This window comes from Streptosporangium sp. NPDC023825 (assembly GCF_040639575.1).
Lineage (GTDB): Bacteria > Actinomycetota > Actinomycetes > Streptosporangiales > Streptosporangiaceae > Streptosporangium.
Map to the genome: position 1 here is coordinate 1 of NZ_JBFAAE010000020.1, position 20664 is coordinate 20664.

A 20664-nucleotide genomic window follows, 5' to 3' on the forward strand; every position below is an offset into this window, starting at 1 on the left:
ACCGTGGCCGCCGGAGCACGCGAGGCCGCATCGGCGTAGGCGGCCGCCAGATCCACCTTGGCCTGCGCCGCGACCGCGTCGGCCGCATGGATCGCGCCGTTCACCGTCCCCGGCGGAAACCCGGTCACCGCCGTCCCCGGACTCAACCCCAGATCACCGGTGATGACCGTGGCACCGGTATTGGTGACCGTACTGCCCGCCAGGACCGCGAAGGCCCCCGCCGTACCCAGACCCACCGGCGCCACCTCCGCGCCCGCGGCACGAGGCGTCGCCACGACACACCCGAACGCGACCAGCGCGGTGAGAACCCCCGCCGGCAGGGAGGTGCCGGACCGGCCGGCCCGTGCCGGAAGGAAGGCTCCCGCCCCCGGCACCCCGGCCGGCCTCGAAACCCCGGCGTGCCGCAGCACGGCCGACAGAAGACTTCTCATACGCCCCTCACCCCTGGACTGGTTTTCAGGCGGGAGGAGACCTCGGTGGCCGCGAATTCCGATGGTGGGTCCGCGGCCGGACGGTAAGCCCGTTATAGCACTCGACCAGGCCGGTAGGCCGGTGACGTGCTGTACGCAGGACAGACCGTATGGACGATCCGTCATCGGACCCTGCACGTCTCTCGTGATTTCGGAAGACCCGGGCTCGCTCTGACCACATCAGGTCACAGCGAAAAGCTGGCGAGGATTGACGTTGACTCAGGTCCGGCTATCGCCCAGATTTCGGGCATTCCTGTTTTTCGGGGGATGTACGGAGGTTGCAATGAAACGTGCGAGATTAGCCATTCTCGCAATCGCGGTGCTGCTCCTGGGCCTGGTCGTGAGCACGCCCGCGTCAGCGGTCCCCGATCCACCCGCCGGCGACGACGGAGTACACGTCTACGTCGGCGAGCTCACCGCGGAACAGCTGGACGCGCTGCTGAAGTCGGGTGTCGAGCGCGAGGAACTACGGATCACCAAGTCCGCGGACGGCAAGAAGGTCACCGTCGAGGCGATCCTCGGCGCGGCCCAGGCGGAGCAGCTCCGCAAGGCGGGCCTCGGCCTGAAGGTCCAGCAGGCCGCGGCGGCGAGCAGGCAGGCGGCCAAGGGGGACGGCGTCTTCAAGCCGTACAGCGGCGCCGGAGGCATCCGCGAGCAGGTCGTCAACGCGGCGAACGCCAAGCCGAACATCGCCAAGGTCGTCGACCTCGGCACCACGGTCAAGGGCCAGCCGCTCACCGCGATCAAGGTGACCAAGGGCGCGCGGCAGCTCAAGGACGGGGCGCGCAAGGCCGTGCTCTACATGTCCGCCCAGCACGCCCGTGAGTGGATCACCCCGGAGATGACCCGCAGGCTCCTGCTCCACTATCTGAACGGCTACGGCACCAACCCCGAGATCACCAAGCTGATCGACACCGTCGAGCTCTGGTTCATCCCCGTCTCCAACCCCGACGGCTACGACCACACCTTCACCGGAGACAACCGCCTCTGGCGCAAGAACCTCCGCGACAACAACGGCGACGGCCAGCTCACCAGCGCCGACGGCGTCGACCTGAACCGTAACTTCGCCTACAAGTGGGGCTACGACAACGAGGGCTCCTCCGACAACCCGGCCAGCCAGACCTACCGGGGCCCGAGCCCGCAGTCGGAGCCCGAGACCAGGGCCGTCGACAACCTCGCCAAGCGGGTCGACTTCACCTACATCCTCAACTACCACTCGGCCGCCCAGCTGCTGCTGTACGGCATCGGCTGGCAGCAGGCCACCCCCTCTCCCGACGACCTCATCTTCGAGGCGCTGCTCGGTGACGACGCGACGCCCGCCGTACCCGGCTACGACCCCGACATCGGCGCCGAGCTCTACACGACCAACGGCGAGACCGACGGTCACATGACCAACAAGCACGACGCGCTGACGATCACGCCGGAGATGACCACCTGCGAGGTGGCGGTCGAGAGCGTGCCGGACGACGAGTGGACGCTCGCCGACTGCGCGGGCGGCTCGGGCTTCACCTTCCCCGACAGCGAGGCCCTGATCCAGGCGGAGTTCGCCAAGAACGTCCCGCTCGCGGTCGACCTCGCCAAGTCCGTGAAGAACCCCGACAACCCGGTCTCGCCGGTGAACCGCACGGTCCCCGACTTCCGGCCCGACAGCTTCACCGTCTCGTACGGCGACCCGCAGCCGGTGGCCGTGACCATGCGGCGCTCCCTGCTGACCAAGCAGCTGCGCTTCCGGATCAACGGCGGCCCCGTGCGCCTGCGCGGCCTCAGCGAGTGGAACGGCGGCGAGCGGTACGGCGACGAGAACGACCTGTACTTCGCCGAGTACCGCTCCAAGGTGGAGGGTGCCAAACCTGGCGACAAGGTCGAGGTCTGGTTCACCGGCCACAAACCCGGCACCGGGACCGTGGAGAGCCAGCACTTCACGTACAAGCTGGAGAAGAAGTCCAATGCCAAGGTGCTCGTCGTGGCGAACGAGGACTACACCGGCTTCAACCCGGACTACCCGGCGTCGGTGACCGCGCCGAAGTACGCGGCGCAGTACAAGCAGGCGCTGCAGACCGCCGGATACTCCTCCGAGACGTGGGACGTCGACGCCCAGGGCGTGCCGCACCACCTCGGGGTGCTCGGCCACTTCAAGGCGGTGGCCTGGTACCTCGGTGACGACCGGCTCGCGATGGACGCCCAGGACGTGGAGACCGAGACCCCGTTCGGCCCGCTTCCCGACATGGACGTCAAGCGGCAGCAGCAGGACCTGACCGTCTCGGTCCGCGACTACCTCAACGAGGGAGGCAAGCTGCTCTACACCGGGGAGACCGCCGCGTACTTCGGCTTCTTCGGCGCCAGCCTCGGCGGCATCTACTACGGCCTGGACGGCGCACCGGACTCCGACTGCGTCATCACCAGCCAGGACGGCTTCTTCGAGGAGTGCCTCATCCTCGCCGACGACTTCGCCCAGTACTACCTCGGTGTCTACGGCCGCAACCCGCGCGTCGGGCCGACCGGCTTCACCGGCACCGGTCCCGGGCTGAACGGCACGAGCGGCACCTTCGGCGGCCAGGCGGTCGCCGACAACCCGCTGGACGAGGCGGGCACCCTGCAGGTGACCAGCGACACGCTGCCACCCGCGCAGTTCCCGCAGTTCAAGAGCTGGGCCGCGGCCGACTACATCGGGGCGACCGGCCCGTTCGACCCGGCCGAGGGCGACTGGTACGTGGCGGGCCCGCACACCGACGACGCCTACAAGAGGCTGACGCGCACGGTCGACCTGGCGGCCGTCACCGCCGCGCAGCAGCCCAAGCTCCAGTTCCAGCTCTCGTACGACACCGAGCAGGGCTACGACAACGTCATCGTCGAGGCGCACACGGTCGGCCAGGACAACTGGACGACCCTGCCCGACCTCAACGGCGGCACCGCCACCGACGTCCCGACCGAGTGCGAGGCCGGCTTCCTGCTGGACGAGCACCCGTGGCTGCTGCGCTACCTGACCCCGGGCAACCCCTGCACGCCGACCGGGACGAGCGGTTCCTGGAACGCCTTCACCGGCAGCTCCGGCGGCTGGCAGCAGGTGGCCTTCGACCTGTCCGCGTACGCGGGCCAGCAGGTCGAGGTGTCGATCAGCTACGTGACCGACCCCGGCACCGGCGGCGTCGGCGCGTTCGTGGACGACACCAGGATCACCACCACCGGCGGCCAGCTCGCCGCCGAGGGCTTCGAGTCCGGTCTCGGCGCCTGGGCGATCCCCGGACCGCCTCCGGGCAGCCCGGCGGGCGCCGGCGACTTCGCCAGGGCCCAGGCCGACAAGACGGCGGCCGTCTCGACGAAGGACTCCGTGTTCCTCGGCTTCGGCCTGGAGCAGGTGGCCTCCCCGGCCGAGCGCGCCGCGACCATCAAGAAGATCATGAAGCACCTGATCGGGTAGCCGGGTCGTTCCACCGGCAACCCCGGCGGGCGGTTGACCCCGTCAGCCGGACCCGACCGTGAGGCCGGGCGCCACGCACGTGGCGCCCGGCCTCCGCGCGTCCAGGGCCCCGTCCCGCCGCGGCGATCGTGCGGACCGGTTTTCGGCTGCCCGTCAGGCCAGCCGGTACTCCCATCCCTCGCGCCAGCCGAAGTCGGCGTCCACCAGCTTCTCCAAGGGGACATCGTCGATGAGGTGATCGAACGCCCACCGTGTCGCGACGTGGCCGATCACCAGGACTCGCGTATCGGACCAGCGCAGGGGCAGGTCGTCGAGAAAGCGGCCCACGCGACGCACCGCCTGCCGCCAGCTCTCTCCTCCCGGATAGGGCGTGTCGAGGTGCTCGGACCGGTTCCGGTGCAGCCGGATCGCGGGCATGCCGTTGCCGGCGCCGTAGTCGCACTCCCGGAGCCGCCAGTCATGCAGGATCGGGATGTCGGTGCCGGCGAACGCCAGGGAAGTGGTCTCGGCCGCCCGCGCGAGGTCGGAGGTGAAGACGGCCGCCAAGCCGTCCTCGTGCCGTCGCTCGCCCAGTTCCCCGGCCAGGTGCCGCCCCCGCTCGGACAAGCGGCCGGGCAGCCATCCGGTGGCGATCCCCCGATCGTTGTCCTCGCTCCACGAATGCGTCTCGAACACGATCTCTATCGGCATGACGTCACGCTAACGCCCCTTCCGGTGCGTCTCCTGGCGTACGCGCCTGCCGACCTCGCCCGCGCTCAGCACACCCGCGGCCATCGGAGCGCCCGATGTCTGTCAGGCCGACGTCGACGCGGCGCGGACCAGCGAATCGTAGGTGTCGGTCACCCGCTCCAACCCGACACCGAGCGACCGCGCGAAGGCGTCCAGCCCGACCTGCACGGCGGTCCCGGATTCTCGCCGCTCACCGTGCGCTCGATCTCGACGAAGGCCCCGGCGTGCTCGACCTCGTCAACGCAGATCGTCATGCTTCCCAGCGTCGCGGTGCGCCGGGTCTTCACGATGCGGACCGTGGGATGAAAGCCCATGAGCGTGATGGCATGATGCATCTGCTCCCGGTCGGCGACGGTCGTCTCGTGCTCCAGGCACGCCATCGCGTTGTCCACCGGCCGACCCTTCGCGCCGGGCCCGGAGCACGCGAGTTGACCTCAACAGTGCTTGAGGTCGCAGGCTGGGCGACGGCGTAAACGAGCGAAGGGGAATCCCGTGAAGGCAGCTGCTTTTTTCGAGTTCGGCGGTCCCGAGGTGTTGCGGGCGACGGAGCTTCCGACGCCCGAGGCGGGCGAGGGGCAGGTGCGGGTGCGGATCAGGGCCGCGGGCGTGCAGCCGTTCGACCTGGCCATCCGGGCGGGGTGGACCCCGGAGGGGGTCGGCGGTGAGCTGCCCCGCGTGCCGGGCAACGAGTTCGCCGGGGTGGTCGACCAGGTGGGCGCCGGGGTGGACGGGACCGTGGACGGGATCTCCGTCGGTGCCGAGGTCCTGGGCTTCAACCTGCTGAACTCCTACGCCGAGTACGTGGTCGTGCCCGCGGAGAACGTCACGCCCAAGCCCGCGAACATGCCCTGGGAGGTGGCGGGCGGTTTCACCGCCGGGACCCAGACCGCCCACATCGCGCTGCGCCAGCTCGGGGTGGGGGAGGGCGACACGGTCCTGGTCCACGCCGCCGCGGGCGCGGTCGGCACCGCGGCGGTCCAGCTCGCCCGGCTCTGGGGGGCGAGCACGGTGATCGGCACCGCCCGCGAGGAGAACCACGACTACCTGCGTGACCTCGGCGCGGTCCCCGTCACGTACGGCGAGGGGCTGCTGGAGCGGGTGCGCGCCCTCGCCCCCGGCGGGGTGGACATGGTCCTGGACGGCGCGGGCGGCGAGGCGCTGGAGGTCTCCCTGCAGCTGGTGAAGGCCGAGCGTGTCCTCACGCTCGTCGAGCACGGCAAGGCCGCCGAGCTGGGGGTGCAGCGGACCCAGGGGGTGCGGCTGGCATCCCGCCTCGCCGAGCTCGCCGCCCTGTACGCCGAGGGCGAGCTCGTCTTCCCGGTGCGCAGGACCTATCCGCTGGAGCGGGCCGCGGACGCCCACCGCGAGGTCGCCACCGGGCACGGACGGGGCAAGGTCGTGCTGGTCATGGACTGATATGGCGGTATCACTGGTCTTATGGCCGGAACCCTTAGTAAGGTTTCTTGTTAATAACGTGCTATCCGTCGGCTCGTTGGACAGTCCCGCCTCCCATTTCTCGCTCCAGGAGGAGTCCACGTGCATCTGCGACACAAGCTGGCCACCGGTACCGCCGCCGCGATCGGCGTAGGGTCCCTGTTCGCCCTGCTGCCGTCCACCGCGGCGGTCGCCCACGGGTCCATGTCGAACCCGCCCAGCCGGGCCTACGTCTGCAAGAACGAAGGCCCGGAGACCCCCAGGTCGGAAGCGTGCAAGGCGGCCGTCGCGGCCGGGGGCACCCAGGCGTTCTACGACTGGCACGAGGTGTCCCGGCTCGAAGCCGGCGGCAACCACCGCCAGATCATCCCCGACGGCCAGCTGTGCGGCGCCGGGCGGGACAAGTACCGCGGGCTCAACCTCGCCAGGGCCGACTGGCCCGCCACCCCGGTCTCCCCGGGGCCGCTCACGGTCACCTACCACGCGACCGCGCCGCACGCGAACAGCAACTTCGAGTTCTACATCACCAAGCAGAGCTGGAACCCCACCCAGCCGCTGCGCTGGTCGGATCTGGAGCACATCAGGACCTTCAACAACCAGAACCCCACCCAGTTCACCAACTGGACGATCAACCTCCCGCAGCGGAGCGGCCGCCAGCTCATCTTCTCGATCTGGCAGCGCATCGTGGGCAGCACGGAGGCCTTCTACACCTGTTCCGACGTGAACTTCGGCGGCACCAACCCCAATCCCGACCCCACGCCGACCCCGACGGCGACTCCCACGCGGACCCCCACCCCGACCCCGACGCCCACCCCGACGAGCCAGCCGGGCGGCACCTGGACGGCGGGCACCTCCTACGCGGTGGGCGCCACGGTGACCTACGGCGGCGTGACCTACCAGTGCCTGCAGGCGCACACCGCGCTGGCCGGCTGGGAGCCGCCGAACGTCGCGGCCCTGTGGCGACGCGTCTGACCCGGTGAGATCCGGCCGGGGTGGCCGCCGCCACCCCGGCCGGGATCGTCGCTCTCCCGAGAATCCTCCCGAGAACCGAGGAGTTCGTCATGAAGCGTGCGGTTCCGGTGGTCCCGACGGTCGTCCTGGGAATTCTCCTGTTCTGCGGCTGCGGTGCCGACAGCATCCAGGAACTCCGCGGAGGTCCCGCCGGTCACGGGGCGCACGGCACCCCCGGTGCTCCCGTCCGGCCGGCGCCCGCCCAGGGCGAGCACAGCGGCTCCGGACAGGGCTCCGGACAGGGCTCCGGACAGGGCTCGGGTCAGGATCCCGGGCAGGACGCCGGCCACGGTTCCGATCACTCGGCGCACGGTGCCGGCGCGGGAGCGCCCAGCCCCTCGCCCGCCCCGCCGGCGGGGACCGCCGCGGGGGTCGCCTTCAACGCCCCCGACGTGATGTTTTTGCAGATGATGGTGCCCCACAACACCCAGGGGGTGCGGCTGGTGCGGCTGGTGCGCGAGCGGCCGGTCCGCCCCGAGGTCAAGGAGCTCGCCGAGGCGATCGGCGTGACCCAGGAACGCGAGTCCGCCTCGATGTCCGGGCTGCTGGACGCCTGGGGGCAGCCCGCGACCGCGAAGGACGACGAGCACGCCGCCCACGGCGGGATGCCGGGGGTGAGCGAGGAGGAGATGGCGGCGCTGATCGCCGCTCCGCCGGCCGAGTTCGAGCGGAGGTTCCTCGACATGCTGATCGCCCAGCAGGACGACGCCGCCCAGATGGCCAAGGTGGAGGTCGCCACCGGGCTGCACTCCCAGGTCACCGAGATGGCCAGGCGCGTCGACGTCTCGCGTACGGCACAGATCGCACAGATGCTGGCCCTGCGCGACCAGTAAGGATTTGTCCTTACACTCCCTTATGTGAGATATATTCCCTACTTGCTATAAGGGGAATTAAGGGGAGAGTCATGCGCAAGATCTTTGGGGTCGTGGCCGGGTTGGTCCTGGCCGGGACACTGGCCGCGTGCGGGGGGACGTCCACCGACACGGCCCAGCCCGCCGGCGGCACGCCGAAGGCCGACGCCCCGCTCAGGGTCGGGGTCAACCCCGTGCCCCACGGTGAGGTGCTCAAGTACGTCAAGGACAACCTCGCCGCCAAGGCCGGGCTGAACCTGGAGATCGTCGAGTTCACCGACTACGTCCAGCCCAACACCCAGCTGGACGAGGGCAACCTGGACGCGAACTACTTCCAGCACATCCCGTACCTGGAGGAGTTCTCCAAGGGCAAGGACATCAAGCTCAGCTGGGTCGCCCCGGTGCACATCGAGCCGCTCGGCCTGTACTCCAAGAAGATCAAGAACGTCTCCGAGCTCGCCCAGGGCGCCCAGGTGGCACTGCCCAACGACGCGAGCAACCTCGGCCGCTCGCTCAAGCTCCTGGCCGACAACGGCGTGATCACCCTCAAGGAGGGCGTCGGCGTCAAGGCCACCGAGCGTGACGTCGCGGGCAACCCCAAGGAACTGGAGTTCAAGCCCCTCGAGGCGGCCCAGCTGCCCCGCTCCCTGGAGGACGTGGACGCCGCGATCGTGAACGGCAACTACGCCCTGGAGGCCGGGCTGCAGCCCGCGACCGACTCCCTGATCCTGGAGAAGGGCGAGGGCAACCCGTACGCCAACGGCCTGGTCACCATCCCGGCCAAGGTGGACGACCCCCGCGTGAAGAAGCTCGCCGAGCTCCTCACCGGTCCCGAGGTCAAGAAGTTCATCCAGGACAGGTACAAGGGCGCGGTCCTGCCCGCCGAGTGACCCGCCCGGTGCTCCGTTCGGTGCCGTTTCCGGTGATCCGCCCCAGGGCGGTCACCACCTCCCGCGCGACGCCTCGGCCGCGCCTCCCCGCCCGTCTCGCGGGGGGCGCGGCCGACGGCTTTTCCAGGACCGGAGGGCCTGTGACGACGAACGGGAGGCCGCGGTCCGCATCTACCTCCATGAGGTGACGTTTGAGATCCGCGTGGGGGATAGATGGGGTGGGTTGGCTCGAAGGAGGAGATCCCATGACCATCGCAGGCGGCATCGTTCTCATTATGCTCGGCGCCATTCTCACGTGGGCGGTCGAATTCGACATCGCCGGATTCGACATCAACATCGTCGGTGTCATCCTGATGATCGGCGGCCTCGCGTGGCTCCTGTTCGCCGTGTACCGGCTCAGCCTCGCCCGCCGGGCGGTGGTGCCGGACTCGACGACCACCACGGTGGTCGACGACCCCGTCACCCAGCGCCGCACCTACCAGGAGCGCCACTACAACGACCCCCCGGCGGTGTGATCCCGCGGACCTCTCCGGCGGGGGAACCGCGACCTCGGCGGGTACCGCCGGCCGATCCGGGTCCGTTAGAAAGCGATCCCCACGGGTAGGCGTGCCGTTTCAGTGAACGCGAACGGAGGGCACAGGACGTGAGCAGAGTCGTATCCCGCGGTGCGAGCGCCGTGAGCGGAATGCTCGGTGGCGCGATCGCCGGGGTCATCTTCAAGCAGGTCTGGAAGCTCGCGTCGGGCAAGGACGACGCCCCCCAGGCGACGTCGGACGAGTACGGCTGGGGCGAGATCCTCGTGGCGTCGGCCATCCAGGGCGCCATCTTCGGTGTGGTCAAGGCCGCGATCGACCGTTCCGCGTCCCGGAGCATCCACAGAGCCACCGGCAAGTGACCCCGTGAGGTAGCCGCCGTCACCACCGGCGGCCGGCCTCGCGCCGGATGGCCCCCGATCCCGTCCGCGGGACCGGGGGCCTTCGTACGTCCGAGACCGTCAGGCGGCTCCGGGACACGGGCGGGCGGCCGCCCCCCGCGCCGGGACGCGGGAGGAGAGCACCTCCGCGTACACGGCGGACGTCTGGGCGGCGATCCGGTTCCAGTCGTAGCGTGAACGTGCCCGGGCGGCGGCCGCCGCCCCGTAGGCCGCCAGCAGGGACGGCGCGGCGAGCAGCCGGCGCAGCGCGCCGCCCAGCGTGTGCGGCTCTCGCGGTGGGACCAGCAGGCCGGTGACCTCGGGGACGACGGTGTCCAGATGCCCGCCCACCGCGGACGCCACCACCGGTACGCCGCAGGCCATGGCCTCCAGCGGCACGATGCCGAACGGTTCGTACCAGGGCATGCTGACCACGACGTCCGCCGAGCGCATCAGGGTGGGGACGTCCTCCCTGCCCACCCTGCCGAGGAATCTGACGCGGTCCGCCACGCCGCACCGGGCGGCCACGCGCGAGAGCCGGTCCGCCTCCGGGTCGTCCAGGTCTCCGCCGGCGACGACCAGGGTGGCGCCGGGAACGCGGGCGAGGGCGTGAATCGTGGTGTCCACGCCCTTGCGGCGGACGGGACGGCCGACGGCGAGCAGGACGGGCCCCGGGCCGAGGTCCCTCCTCGGGCCGGCGGGGGTGAAGGAGCGCACGTCGACGCCGCAGGGCACGACTCTCGCCCGGCTCCGCGAGATCCGCATCCTGTGCAGTTCCGCCACCTCGTCGGCACAGGTCGCGACGATCGCGTCCACCTGGGAGGCGACCATCGCCTCGATCTTGAGGCGCTCGCGCGGGCTGGGGTCGTCCGTGCCCTGGTGGCGGCGCTTGACCGTACCGAGGGCGTGGAAGGTGTGCACGATGGGGACGGCGGCGTCCCTCGCGGCGGCCAGGGCGGCCAGGCCGCTCATCCAGAAGTGGCTGTGGACCATGTCGGGCGGCGCGGCGCTCCACCGCCTGGCGAGCCACCGGCCGAAGTCGGGGATCCAGGGGAGCAGGTCGTCCTTGGACAGGGTCATGGCGGGTCCGGCGGGGACGTGGACCACGGTGACCCCGGGGGCCAGGGAGGTCTCCTCAGGCTGAAAGGGGCACTCCCTGCGGGTGTAGACGGTCACCTCGTGCCCGCGCGCGGCGAGCGCGAGGGACAGGGCGGCGACGTGGACGTTCTGGCCCCCGGCGTCGGCTCCGCCGACGGCTGCGAGGGGACTGGCATGCTCTGACACCATTGCGATCTTCAATGGACACGGCTCCACCGGGTGTACGGGGCAGGCGTGCCTGCGTCCTGGGCATACCGGCCTCCTCTGCCCTGAGCGGGGGCTTTAAACGTGTTTGACCTTGGGATTCACGGGAAGGCGAGCAGTTTTGGACGGAAAGGAGTTCGACGATGGAGGCTCCCCAGTACGTCGCGGCGCGCGTGCAACGCGCGCTCGCCGAGGACGAGAGAACCACGGAACTCGGCATCCGAGTGGACATTCGGGGTGATCAGCTCTACCTGCGCGGCCAGGTCGCCAGCACCGACCGCAGCGAGCTGATCGCCGAAGTCGCCGGCGAGGCGGCCCCCGGGCTGGCCGTCCACAACGAGATGGACATCGTGGACGTGCGGGACCCGGTGGGGGAGGAGAGGCTGTGAGAGACGTGCGGATCGCGGCGGTCGGGGATGTGCACCTGGACGAGAGCCGCAAGGGGAGCTATCGCGAGCACCTCCACGACATCGGTGAGAAGGCCGATGTCCTGTTGCTCGCCGGAGACCTGACCCGGCACGGCACGATGGAGGAGGGGCGGGTGGTGGCGGACGAGTTCCGCGACCTGCCGATCCCGGTGGTGGCCGTGCTCGGCAACCACGACCACCACTCCGACCAGCCCGCGGAGATCGCCGCCCTGCTGCGCGACACCGGGATCGAGGTCCTGCACGACGACGCGACGGTGCTCGACATCGACGGGGTGCGGCTCGGGGTGGTCGGCGGCAAGGGCTTCGGCGGGGGGTACGCGGGCAAGTGCGCCAGCGACTTCGGCGAGCCGGAGATCAAGGCGTTCGTGGGGCACACCAAGCGGATCGCCGACCGCTGGCGGGTGGCACTGAAGGAGTTGCAGGCCGACCGCAGGGTCGTGCTGTCCCACTACTCGCCGGTCAAGGACACCCTCGCCGGGGAGCCGCTGGAGATCTATCCCTTCCTGGGCAGCTACCTGCTGGCCGAGGCGGTCGACGCCGAGGGCGCCGATCTGATCATCCACGGGCACGCCCACGCCGGTACGGAGAAGGGTGTCACGCCGGGCGGCATCCGGGTACGCAACGTGGCGCTGCCGGTGCTGGGCCGGGCGTACGGCGTGTATCTCCTCTGACGCGTTCCGGCGCGTTACATGAAGAAGCGGGCCGGGGGATACCCGGCCCGCGAGGCTTCTGTGGGAGTTCGGGGCGCTTACGTGCTTCTTACGGATGTTCTTCGCGAGCGTGGTGCCCGCGTCGAGAAGTGTGCCGGCCTCAGGCCCGCACCGGACGGCGTACGGACATCAGGCCGTACGGAACCGCGTGCGGGTCGTGTGGCCCGCACCTGGACGGTGTGCGAGCGCTGGGCTCGCACCGGTCATGTGTGCGGCGAGCGCGAGGCCCGCGTCACACATTGAAGATGCTCACACCCCCGGGACCGACGAGGAAGCCGAGGACGATGAGGACGATTCCCCAGAGGAAATCGCGACGGGCCAGGATGACGTAGATCCCGGAGATGACGAGAACGACTGCGATGATCCAAAGCAAGGTAGCCATAACCGGCCTCTGCCCTCACAATTCACTACTTAACATCTTCATCATCCTCGGTTCTGTACAGATCAACTATCGGCTGGATGAACCACAGCCAGGCGCTCAGCAGGGCCACGACCCCGGCGAACACCGCCGCCGGCCAGGCGTTGAGGACCGTTTCCGCGACGAGCGCCACCGAGCTCGTCATCGCGACCGCGAGCCCGGCGGCCCCCGCGATCCCGAGCGCGTTGGCGCGGTGCAGCATCTTCTCCTTCAGCCCGGTCCTGAACAGCAGGCGGTGCTGGGCCGCGGGGGTGATGAAGCAGACGGACGCGACGGCCGCGCTCAGCAGGGCGATGAAGAACAACCAGTGTCCCAGGGTGTCCACTTTGTTGAAGCCCGCCGCGAACGGCAGGCTGAACAAGAAGGCGAACAGCACCTGCACGCCGGTGACCGCGACACGCAGGCCCTGTAACAACTCGCCGAGCTCGCGGTCGACACGTTCCTTGCGGGTCTCTCCGGGCTCGGGATGTTCCCTTTGCGCATGTTCAGGTTGAATCATGCGCATCGTTTACCCAAGCAAAGGTTTGACATGCCTACCTGGGGAGTTACGGGGTACGGCGGTGGCTATGGGAAGCCACAGTCACGAGGTCACCGACGCGATCCTGGAAACGCTGAAGCGAGCGAGCAGCGGATTGAAGGACGCGGACGTCAGGTTCGCTCTTGCCGGAGGCTGTGCGGCCTACGCGCGCGGAGCCGCCCCCTCGCTTCACGACGTCGATTTCGTCCTCCCCCAGGAGGACGTGCCGCTCGCGCTCGAGGCGCTGGGCAAACTGGGATTCGAGACGTCCAGGCAGCCGCCGGAGGACTGGCTGGTCAAGGCCTTCGACGAGGGCAGGCTGGTGGATCTGATCTTCTCGATCTGCGACCACCCGGTCACCCCCGAGTTGCTGAAGCGGGCGGAGCCGATGAAGGCCTCGGCGGTGATCCTGCCCGTCCTGGAGGCCACCGACCTGGTCATCTCCTGGCTGCTTCCGCTTTCCGAGCACAGCTGTGACTACGGCTCCCTGCTGCCCCAGGTCCGCGCCCTGCGCGAGCAGGTCGACTGGAACCGCGTCGCCGCCGTCGTCCAGGACTCCCCCTACGCCTCCACCTTTCTCATCCTTCTCCAGCGCCTTGACGTCATCCCCGGCCCCATCGACTCCTCCGGCGACCCGACCTGGCCGTGAGACGCGACCGTCCCGGGAACGCGGAGGGGCCCCGCCGTTTCGGCGGGGCCCCTCTCGTCGTCTCGTCCGGTGTGCCGGGTCAGGAATCCCGGGTCCGAAGGTTCCGGATCACAAGACCCGTGCCCGGAAGGTCCGGATCAGAAGGTCCCGGGGCCGCCGCCGAAGGGGAAGCGGCCGTAGTACTCGCCGACACGGTCGCGGTACGCGGGCTCCTTGAAGTTCGCCTCGTCGAACTCGGGGGCGTCCTTGATCTCCTGCTTGGTGCGCGCGATGTAGACCTTCTTCTCCTGCGGGTCGATCTGCGTCACCGTACTCGCCGGCAGGAGGACCTTCTTGCCGAAGATCCACGGTCCCGTGTCGACGACGAGGTAGCTCTCGCCGACCTCGTACGTCGCCTCGTCGATGGAGCCGATCTTCCCGTCGGTGGCCTCGACGTGGTACCCGGCGACGTCGAGCGTCCTGTCCTGGTCGTACACGTCGGTTCGATAGTTCCAGAGCTCAGGTTGCATGGTTGAACATCTCCCTTGACTTGATACTCCGGGCTCCGGTCACGTACCCGAGCGAGGAGCCCTAAACGGCATTTCCCCAAGTCAGCAGGTGTGGAACACTGTTCGCTCGCCTTTGTTTCCGCTTGAATCCGCAGGTCATCGCGGGCTTCGACCGCCGCCCCCGGGACGTGAATCTCGCCGTCCGGTGCTCTTTGGCGGCATATATCTGCTCATGTACGGACCATGGTGTCGGGTCCGGTAAGCTTGTCGAGGTCAAGCGCCGCTAGCTCAGTTGGTTAGAGCAGCTGACTCTTAATCAGCGGGTCCGGGGTTCGAGTCCCTGGCGGCGCACCACGGTTTAGGCCGACAACCTGGGCATCCTCGCTTCCGGCGGGGATGCCCAGGGTCGTTTCCGGGCCCTGCGGCGGCTTGGTGCGGGCTGTGTCCCAGCCGCCGGTGCCCGATTCCCACACCTGGACGAGGGCCTGGAGGCCGCCGTCTGGCTTCGCGGTCCAGGTCCACACGACGCTGGTCGCGCGTTGGTCGACGGCGATGACCGGCCTGACGACCTGCTCGCTGGGCAGGCCTGTTTCACCGACCTGGCCATGTGGATCCGCGGCCACTGGAGTATCGAAACCGACTCCACCGGCTCCGCGACGTCACCTGCGGAGAAGACCACTCGCCGAGATCATCTCAGTATTTCCGTGTAGAGGCCCTCAGCCGCCTTGGCATGTTCTTTTCCTGCCGTGGCATCGACATGAACGAGAAGTTCGCCGAGAAGGGCATGGGCATGTGCCGCACCGAGACGGTGGCCACTCTGACGGTGATCGTCCAAGGCGCGCAGGGCATAGACGCGTGCCTGCTCGTCGTCGCTCTTCGCGGCACAGCAACGGGCAAGCAGATAAAAAGCCTGACCTTGAAGCACGCGAAACTGGCTGTGCTCGGCCAGTGCCAGTGCCTGTCGTGCGAGATCCGTTGCCTCGGTGAGGTGATTGCCGTGGTGGTGTGCTTCGGCCAACCCCAAGTAGGTCTCACACTTCAGGTAAGGGGTCTCAAGGTCGTTGACGATTTCCAGCGCCTTTTGGTGGAGATCGATGGCCAGCATCACATTACGGTCATGAGTGCTCAGTGAGGCCAGGCCGCTCAATGCCTGAACCTCGACGTTGCGGTGGTCGAGGTCACGCGCGAGGTGAAGGGCGGCCTCGAAACGCTCACGGGCGGAATCGGTGTCGCCACGATCGCGATGAACGCGACCAAGGGATGCCAGGGTCTCCGCCTCACAACTTCGGTTCCCCAAACCACGGTGTGCGGCGAGGGCGTTTCCCAAATGTGTGACGGCGTCATCGAACCGGCCGAGCAGATGGCAAATCTCTCCAAGTGTGGCGACAGACATCGTTTCCCATACTGTATCCGTGAATTTACGGTGCAACCTTACGGCCTGTTCGGCGATATCGACGGCCTCGTCCAGGCGGCCGCAGTCGCGGTACAGATTCGCAAGATTGAGCAGGACCACCGCTCTTTCCACGTCGTCGCCGATGTCAGTATAAAGGTCTTGTGCTTGCTGCAGCGCGGCGACTGCCTCGTCGGGCCGGCCAACCACGCTAAGCAATTGGCCGAAGTTGCACAACATGTTGCCGTGTTGAGTCAGGGACACGGAATCGTCTTTCAAGGCAATCGCCTGCCGCAAGTAGACGATTGCTCGTGAGAGTTTGCTGAGATTGAAGTAAACCTGCGCCAGACCGCTCAAAGCCATTCGTTGCAGCTTCACGTCTCCGCTGAATCGCGCCGCCGCAAGCGCGGACCTGGCAACGGTCAACCACTCAACCATATCAGGGCGAAGTAGGTCATAGTAGCTGCGCAGTCGATCTGCCAGCAGTAATGTCGTGCGACTGTGGCCGTGATGAACAGCGTAATCGATTACCTTAACAACATTGTGCCGCTCACCGTTGAGCCAGGCCAACGCGGAGGCGTAATCATTCAGGCCTGAGTCTCGCGTCTGTGCTGGACTGGCCAGAGCGGACAGCGGTGGGGTGTTGCCCCCGCGGAGCAGTTGGTCAGCCGAGGCGACCTTGTGCTGATACCAGTCGAACAACCTGTCTATCGCTGCTGCTCGATCCTGATCACTGTCTTCGACATTCGCTCGGGAGGTCGCGTACTGACGAAGCAGGTCGTGCAGAGAGAACCGGCCCGGGTCTTCCTCCGCGATGAGATGTGCGGCCGCGAGTCGATTCAGCGTCCGCGATGCCTCTTGCGTGGTCATGCCGGCGAGCGCCGCAGCGGTGGGAGCTGTGAAGTCCGCACACGGCACCAGCCCAAGACGGCGAAACAGCCGCCGCTCGTCGGGAGCCAACGCGCGGTACGACAGATCGAAGGCGGCTCGGACGCCGCGCTCCTCGTCATCCTCCACAGTCAACGACGCGAGCGTGTCCCCGGCGACCAGATCCTGGACGAATTCACCGATGGCCTGCCGCGGCCGGTCGGCCAGCTGAGCCGCCGCGATACACAGGGCGAGCGGAAGGCGAGCGCACACCTCGACCAAAGCGGCACACGGTGACGGTTCCGCCTCGACCCGCTCGCGGCCGAGGAACCTGATGAGCAGGCCTTCGGCCTCCTGCGGTGTCATGGCGTTCAGGATGAGGCGGTGGGCACCGTCGTGGGCGACCAGACCGGTCAGCCGATCACGGCTGGTGATGAGCACCAACGATTTGCCGACGCCGGGTAGAAGGGGGCGGATCTGTGCGCTGGACCGGGCGTTGTCCAAGAGAATGAGCAGTCGACGATCCGCTACGAGAGAGCGATAACGGGCTTCGGATTCGGCGAGATCGACGGGCGTCTGCTCGGCCGTCATCCCCAGTGCCCGCAGGAGCAGGGCGAGAGCCTCGATGGGACGCATCGGGGTTGCCTGGGCGTGCCCTCGGAGATTGAGGTGTATCTGCCCGTCGGGAAACTGGTCCGCCACCCGGTGCGCCCAATGCACGGCGAGAGCCGTCTTGCCGACGCCGGGGGTCCCCGCGATGGCCGAGATCACCACCGTCCCGGCTGCCCCTTCGGACGCCGAAGACAGGAACTGGTCCAGTTTCCGTATGTAGTCTTTGCGGCCGGTGAAACGAGCCATGTCCACGGGTAACTGTCGCGGTGCGATGGGCGTCTCCCGCGAGGTGCGCTCGCCACCGTCTTGACCTGGAGCCGGGGGAGCATCAGGCAGGTAGAGCCGCTCATCGGAGCGAAGGATGGCCTCATACAGGCGCTGCAGGGAAACACCCGGCTCGATGCCGAGTTCGTCGCGTAGCACAGTGCGAGTCAGGTGGAAGGCTTCCAACGCCTCGACCTGACGGTCGCTGCGATACAGCGCCAGCATGAGGTGCGCTCGCAGGCTTTCCCGGTACGGATGCGCGCGGACCAGTTCGGTGAGTTCGTGTATCACCTCGGTATGCAGTCCCAGAGCCAGCTCAAGGACGATGCGCTCCTCCTGCGCCGCCAACCGATGATCTTCCAGGCGCCTGACCTCGTCGGTCAGTATCGGGCCCGCCTCCACGTCCCCGAAGGGAGTGCCACGCCAGAGACCCAGCGCCTGATGGTAAAGACTCCGGGCTCGGGCCGCGTCGCCCTGCTCCCGAAGAGCGCGGGCCTGGTCGAGCAATTCCGCGAAACGCAGCACGTCGAGTTGGCAGGACTCGATGGCCAGCGAATAGCCCGCGGAGCCGTGCCGTATCAGTCCCTCGTCGCCGAATTCCTTACGAAGCCGGTGAACGTACGTCTGAAGCGTTTTGCGGGCTGTTGCCGGCGGCGCCTGATCCCATAGCTCATCAAGCAGCTCCGACACGTTCACCGACTGTCCGGCTCGGCACAACAACACAGCCAGGACGCGGCGCAACATCCCCGCTCTCACCTCGATGGGAACCCCGTCACGATGCACAGAAAGCGGCCCCAGCACGCCGAACTCAAGCATCTGGCCGCCCCCTGGTCGACACCGCACCTGTGAGCACAGGCTGTCAGGCCGCGTCATCGCCGTCAACCAATGCGCTACCAACGCGCTACCAGCCGAACGAAGAATCACTCATAGGCGATTCTCGTACGACAGGCGGGCCATCACGTCGACCAGAAAGCGAAATCACGCCTCAGTCAAACATCTCGACCGACCACACGAAGATCACAAAAGATCGAGGCCGGCGCAGTTCCCGCCGCGGGTCACCCGCCTCGGTCGAACCGCGTGTTGTTCGTCCGGTCGATCCACCGTCCTGGACAACCAATGGGGACGTTGCAACAGAGGAGGTCGTCGGCCGTGACGCGGACGGCGAAGTCCGACCAGGAAACAGTTCTTTATCTCTCGGAAAGGAAGCGCAAATGCCCCTGACCATCGACGCGAAATACCGGAAGCCGGGGATGTTGCTGAAGGGCTTCGCGGTCGCGGCCGCCCTCGCCACCGTGACCGCCGGCGCCGTGGGGACTCCCGTGTCGGCCGATTCCACCTCGGCGCTCGGCTGCCAGAGCACCTACGCGGTTCTGCACACCTACGGAGGCGATCTGAGGTGGAACTGCCACGGGAAGAAACTTGTCCCCGCCCTCATATCCAATTCGTTCTCGGCGGGTGGCTGGTCCGGCGCCGTTTACAGCACCGAATATGCACCTCGCTACTTCTGCGACGGAGACTCGTTCGGGCTGGGGGACCGCCATGTGTACGAGGTCTATCTCAATGCGACGAAGCCCGCGCGGTGCAAATAACCGGTGGGGCTTGTGGCCGAGAAGGATCGGCCGTCGTCGTGTATGTCATGCCGAAGCGGCCGATGACAGCATCATCTGGCGCCCGTCACGTGCGGAGGAACCAATGACCATAACGAGAACCCGCGTTCGTTCCCGGCGCATGATCGCCGCACTCTCCGCGGCGATCACCGCCACAGCGCTTCTACCGGTCAACGCGGCTTCCGCCGCCATCCCGACCAGGATCGACGTCGGTTACACGATCACCGACCATGTCTACTGGAAGGGCTCGGGAAGCTACTCCAACGGCAACGGCACCTACGTTCGCTGGTGCGTTCGCCTGATGATGGCCGAGATCGGCCCGAACCGGACCCTCTCCTCCCGTTGCCAAGCGACTCCGGCCGGAAGCCAGGGCACGATGAGCGCCCCCGATGTCCGGTGCTACAGATCAGGCAACCCCACCGACTACGTCTACACGCGAGTCTCGGCCTACGACGCCAACAACAGGGAGACCTTCAAGGAATCGAACGATATCGACCCCTGGTGCTGACCTTCGCACGGCACGTGGTTCACGGGCGCACGTGGTCGCGCGCTTCCGGTCATCCGGTCGAGACGGCATCGCCGGTGATCCGACGCGCACGAAGGTAGGCGGTCCTGCATGGCATGAGTCTTCATCAGCAGCTGGATGCCATCAGGAAACGCGGGTGGGGGCGCGTCGGGACCCGGAGCCGCAGGGGCGCGTCGGGTCCCGGAGTCCCACCCGGTCGCGTCAGGCCCGCCGGCCCACGGCCGTCCTGGCGCCGCGACGGCGCCACAGCAGCCCGGAGACGGCGCCGAGGGTGACCAGGGAGCCGGTGAGCACGAGCGCCCGCCCGTCGGGGCCGCTCTCGCCGCCGCCTCCGGTCTCGGCTCCTCCGGCCGGTGTCTCGTCGATCTCGCCGTTCGCGTCCTGCGGGGACTCGGCGGCCTCGGTGTCCTCATCCGTCGCGGGCGGGCCGACGGGCTGCGTGGCCGTGTCCGTCGGGGCGGGATCGGTCGCCTGGCCGCCCCCGGCGACGGTGAGGGGGTAGGTCGTCAGGGCGTCCCCGTTCAGCGGCTCGCACTCGATCAACGGCTGGTTGGGCTGGGTCCCGAAGTTGACGGCGGCGGGCTTCACCGTGGCGCTGCCCGCGTTGGCCGAGGTGGTCGCGAGGGAGACCGGGGCCGTCGGCAGCGCGACGGTCCCGCCCGCGGCGACCGTGTCGAGGGTGCCCACCCCGGTGGCGGAGGTCACCCCGGAAAGGCCGCTGATGGAGGCGTACGCGTACAGCTTGGTGCCCGCGGGCAGCCCCGCGGCGGGCGCCGTCAGGCCGGTGCCGGAGTAGGTGCCGCGCCAGCCGATCGTGAACTGCTGTCCCGCGGTGGCGTTCGCCGGCATCGTCAGCTCGACGTCGATCTGGATGGTCTGCTTCTCCGTCACGCCGTCGGTGGTGCACTCGTACTGCACGATGCCGGCCGCGACGACCCCGTCCCGCTCCGCGGAGGAGGGAAGGGGGTGCCAGAGGAGGACCAGGCCCCCTGCCAGGGCGGCGACTGGGAGAACCGAACGGACGCGCACGTTGCCTCCTGCTTACGACAGATGGGGCATAAGGGGAGACGGGGGACAGGGATGTTTGGTTGACAGCGCGAGTTCGATCCGTACGACCGTGATGGAAAGGTACCGGATGGGGCGCGTTCGCCCCATCCGGTACCCGGTCCG

Annotated in this window: 21 protein-coding genes and 1 tRNA gene; 13 read left to right on the top strand and 9 right to left on the bottom strand. The window is 68.2% G+C overall.

Translation table 11 applies throughout. The annotated features are described in order from the left end of the window. A partial coding sequence (locus AB0G15_RS19135; protein ID WP_362841235.1) for an ice-binding family protein occupies positions 1 to 431 on the bottom strand: 431 nt, incomplete at its 3' end. 322 nt (positions 432 to 753) lie between these two features. Between AB0G15_RS19135 and AB0G15_RS19140 the strand changes: the two genes are divergently transcribed. Continuing rightward, positions 754 to 3888 carry a M14 family zinc carboxypeptidase gene (locus AB0G15_RS19140; RefSeq protein WP_362841238.1) on the top strand — a complete coding sequence of 1045 codons (3135 nt, stop codon included), beginning with the start codon at positions 754 to 756 and terminating at the stop codon, positions 3886 to 3888. Between the two features lie 153 nt (positions 3889 to 4041). Here AB0G15_RS19140 and AB0G15_RS19145 read toward each other — a convergent pair whose 3' ends face one another. After that, positions 4042 to 4578 carry a histidine phosphatase family protein gene (locus AB0G15_RS19145; protein WP_362841241.1) on the bottom strand — a complete coding sequence of 179 codons (537 nt, stop codon included), beginning with the start codon at positions 4576 to 4578 and terminating at the stop codon, positions 4042 to 4044. A 149-nt stretch (positions 4579 to 4727) separates the two neighbouring features. After that, positions 4728 to 5009 carry a CYTH domain-containing protein gene (locus AB0G15_RS19150; protein WP_362841244.1) on the bottom strand — a complete coding sequence of 94 codons (282 nt, stop codon included), beginning with the start codon at positions 5007 to 5009 and terminating at the stop codon, positions 4728 to 4730. A gap of 100 nt (positions 5010 to 5109) precedes the next feature. On the opposite strand from AB0G15_RS19150, the gene AB0G15_RS19155 reads away from it, so the two are divergent. The 6 genes from AB0G15_RS19155 (at position 5110) to AB0G15_RS19180 (ending at position 9698) form a co-directional block, all read left to right on the top strand. Further along, positions 5110 to 6033 carry an NADP-dependent oxidoreductase gene (locus tag AB0G15_RS19155; protein ID WP_362841247.1) on the top strand — a complete coding sequence of 308 codons (924 nt, stop codon included), beginning with the start codon at positions 5110 to 5112 and terminating at the stop codon, positions 6031 to 6033. Positions 6034 to 6153: 120 nt separating this feature from the next. Further along, entirely contained in the window at positions 6154 to 7023 is an 870-nt protein-coding gene (locus AB0G15_RS19160) for a lytic polysaccharide monooxygenase (RefSeq protein ID WP_362841250.1), read from the top strand. A gap of 89 nt (positions 7024 to 7112) precedes the next feature. Beyond that, entirely contained in the window at positions 7113 to 7895 is a 783-nt protein-coding gene (locus tag AB0G15_RS19165; RefSeq protein ID WP_362841252.1) for a DUF305 domain-containing protein, read from the top strand. Positions 7896 to 7966: 71 nt separating this feature from the next. Continuing rightward, positions 7967 to 8803 (top strand): MetQ/NlpA family ABC transporter substrate-binding protein, encoded by an 837-nt coding sequence (locus AB0G15_RS19170; RefSeq protein WP_362841255.1) that lies wholly within the window; start codon positions 7967 to 7969, stop codon positions 8801 to 8803. A 245-nt stretch (positions 8804 to 9048) separates the two neighbouring features. Continuing rightward, a complete protein-coding gene (locus AB0G15_RS19175; protein ID WP_362841257.1) occupies positions 9049 to 9318 on the top strand; it encodes a DUF6458 family protein in 270 nt (89 codons plus the stop codon). Positions 9319 to 9446: 128 nt separating this feature from the next. Beyond that, positions 9447 to 9698, top strand: a complete 252-nt coding sequence (locus tag AB0G15_RS19180) for a DUF4235 domain-containing protein (RefSeq protein ID WP_329084950.1) — start codon at positions 9447 to 9449, stop codon at positions 9696 to 9698. Between the two features lie 99 nt (positions 9699 to 9797). On the opposite strand, the gene AB0G15_RS19185 is transcribed toward AB0G15_RS19180, so the two are convergent. Further along, the gene (locus AB0G15_RS19185) at positions 9798 to 11003 is read right to left on the bottom strand and encodes a glycosyltransferase (protein ID WP_362841260.1); all 1206 of its coding nucleotides are present in this window, start codon (positions 11001 to 11003) and stop codon (positions 9798 to 9800) included. A gap of 158 nt (positions 11004 to 11161) precedes the next feature. Here AB0G15_RS19185 and AB0G15_RS19190 point away from each other — a divergent pair, with 158 nt between their 5' ends. Then, a complete protein-coding gene (locus AB0G15_RS19190) occupies positions 11162 to 11407 on the top strand; it encodes a BON domain-containing protein (protein ID WP_362697508.1) in 246 nt (81 codons plus the stop codon). Then, positions 11404 to 12117, top strand: a complete 714-nt coding sequence (locus tag AB0G15_RS19195; protein WP_362841263.1) for a metallophosphoesterase — start codon at positions 11404 to 11406, stop codon at positions 12115 to 12117. The genes AB0G15_RS19190 and AB0G15_RS19195 overlap by 4 nt, the downstream gene beginning before the upstream one ends. Before the next feature lie 271 nt (positions 12118 to 12388). Here the strand turns inward: AB0G15_RS19195 and AB0G15_RS19200 are convergent, their stop codons facing one another. Beyond that, positions 12389 to 12538 carry a GPGG-motif small membrane protein gene (locus AB0G15_RS19200; RefSeq protein ID WP_362697514.1) on the bottom strand — a complete coding sequence of 50 codons (150 nt, stop codon included), beginning with the start codon at positions 12536 to 12538 and terminating at the stop codon, positions 12389 to 12391. 25 nt (positions 12539 to 12563) lie between these two features. Next, positions 12564 to 13079 carry a DUF6328 family protein gene (locus AB0G15_RS19205; RefSeq protein ID WP_362841266.1) on the bottom strand — a complete coding sequence of 172 codons (516 nt, stop codon included), beginning with the start codon at positions 13077 to 13079 and terminating at the stop codon, positions 12564 to 12566. A gap of 61 nt (positions 13080 to 13140) precedes the next feature. On the opposite strand from AB0G15_RS19205, the gene AB0G15_RS19210 reads away from it, so the two are divergent. Continuing rightward, entirely contained in the window at positions 13141 to 13740 is a 600-nt protein-coding gene (locus AB0G15_RS19210; protein WP_362697519.1) for a hypothetical protein, read from the top strand. A 137-nt stretch (positions 13741 to 13877) separates the two neighbouring features. Here AB0G15_RS19210 and AB0G15_RS19215 read toward each other — a convergent pair whose 3' ends face one another. Then, on the bottom strand, positions 13878 to 14249 hold the full coding sequence (locus AB0G15_RS19215; protein ID WP_362841268.1) for a PRC-barrel domain containing protein: 372 nt from the start codon (positions 14247 to 14249) through the stop codon (positions 13878 to 13880). Positions 14250 to 14505: 256 nt separating this feature from the next. Here AB0G15_RS19215 and AB0G15_RS19220 point away from each other — a divergent pair. Beyond that, positions 14506 to 14582 (top strand) — tRNA-Lys (locus tag AB0G15_RS19220). A 334-nt stretch (positions 14583 to 14916) separates the two neighbouring features. Here AB0G15_RS19220 and AB0G15_RS19225 read toward each other — a convergent pair. After that, on the bottom strand, positions 14917 to 18177 hold the full coding sequence (locus AB0G15_RS19225) for a BTAD domain-containing putative transcriptional regulator (RefSeq protein ID WP_362841270.1): 3261 nt from the start codon (positions 18175 to 18177) through the stop codon (positions 14917 to 14919). Positions 18178 to 18572: 395 nt separating this feature from the next. On the opposite strand from AB0G15_RS19225, the gene AB0G15_RS19230 reads away from it, so the two are divergent. Together AB0G15_RS19230 and AB0G15_RS19235 are read left to right on the top strand one after the other, a co-directional pair. Next, positions 18573 to 18950 carry a hypothetical protein gene (locus AB0G15_RS19230; RefSeq protein ID WP_362841273.1) on the top strand — a complete coding sequence of 126 codons (378 nt, stop codon included), beginning with the start codon at positions 18573 to 18575 and terminating at the stop codon, positions 18948 to 18950. Positions 18951 to 19053: 103 nt separating this feature from the next. Then, positions 19054 to 19476 carry a hypothetical protein gene (locus AB0G15_RS19235; protein WP_362841278.1) on the top strand — a complete coding sequence of 141 codons (423 nt, stop codon included), beginning with the start codon at positions 19054 to 19056 and terminating at the stop codon, positions 19474 to 19476. Between the two features lie 219 nt (positions 19477 to 19695). On the opposite strand, the gene AB0G15_RS19240 is transcribed toward AB0G15_RS19235, so the two are convergent. Beyond that, positions 19696 to 20523, bottom strand: a complete 828-nt coding sequence (locus AB0G15_RS19240; RefSeq protein WP_362841280.1) for a hypothetical protein — start codon at positions 20521 to 20523, stop codon at positions 19696 to 19698. Between the last annotated feature and the right edge of the window lie 141 nt (positions 20524 to 20664).